The sequence below is a fragment of the Pseudoalteromonas holothuriae genome (genome assembly GCF_945859825.1).
GTDB classification, from domain to species: domain Bacteria; phylum Pseudomonadota; class Gammaproteobacteria; order Enterobacterales; family Alteromonadaceae; genus Pseudoalteromonas; species Pseudoalteromonas holothuriae.
Map to the genome: position 1 here is coordinate 1 of NZ_CAMAPC010000070.1, position 989 is coordinate 989.

The window sequence follows — 989 nt, forward strand, 5'->3', positions numbered from 1 at the left end:
AACCTGAATCTCGTTTAAGAAATTGAACTAAATGCCTGTTCCGAGATCCGATCTTTCGACCAAGAACGATTGGATAAACAAGGAACAGGCATGATTAAATTAGTTGAATTGTTTTGCGATGTCGATGATTTTTGCAAAGTATTTATACCCCAATGGAAAAAACAATTACTCGAAGATGGCACCCAAAAACGTCAGCGAGCAGGCCGTATGACGACCAGTGAAATTATGACTATTGTTATTAGTTTTCACATGTCACATCATCGTGATTTCAAAAACTACTACCTTGGTTATGTATCACTTATGTACAAAAGTGAATTTCCTAACTTACTCAGTTACACACGATTTCTAGCCGTTATGCCGAGAGTAATTGTGCCAATGTGTGCCTATTTCACTTCACTTAAAGGTAAACCCACAGGCGTTGAATTCATTGATTCTACATCTATTAAGGTCTGCCATAACATTCGTATTCCAAGACACAAGACCTTTGATGGAATAGCCCAGAGAGGTAAAGGAACGATGGGATGGTTTTATGGCTTCAAGCTGCATTTAGTCGTTAATCATCATGGTGAAATTGTTGCTGCGAAAGTGACAACAGGAAATGTACATGATACTCAACCAGTCCGCGAATTAGCGAGCTGCCTGACGGATAAATTATACGGTGACAAAGGATATTTAAGTAAGGCTTTAGAAGCGGATTTGCTCGATAAAGGGGTAAAGCTGATTACGACGGTTCGCAAAAATATGAAGGCAAAAGCGATGTCATTATGGGATAGAGCGATGCTTTCAAAGCGTTTTATAATCGAAACAATTAATGACCAACTCAAGAATATATCATTCATTGAACATTCGAGACATCGGAGTATGAACGGCTTTATGTTGAATTTAGTGGCTGGATTGGTGGCTTATTGCTTTAAAGAAAATAAGCCACACCTTAATTTAACTGACGTAGAGCTTAACGCATTAGTTATCGCTTAAGCAGATCTCAGGTT

1 protein-coding gene is annotated in these 989 nt (G+C 38.5%); it reads left to right on the top strand.

What is annotated here, in order from left to right:
* Window positions 1–90 precede the first annotated feature (90 nt).
* Window positions 91–975 (top strand): IS982 family transposase, encoded by an 885-nt coding sequence (locus OCI93_RS20900; protein ID WP_077538070.1) that lies wholly within the window; start codon window positions 91–93, stop codon window positions 973–975.
* Window positions 976–989: the final 14 nt, after the last annotated feature.

What these genes read in the sequence shown, in the direction of transcription:
- OCI93_RS20900 (WP_077538070.1), top strand. Translation starts at nt 91, where the DNA reads ATGATTAAATTAGTTGAATTGTTTTGCGATGTCGATGATTTTTGCAAA.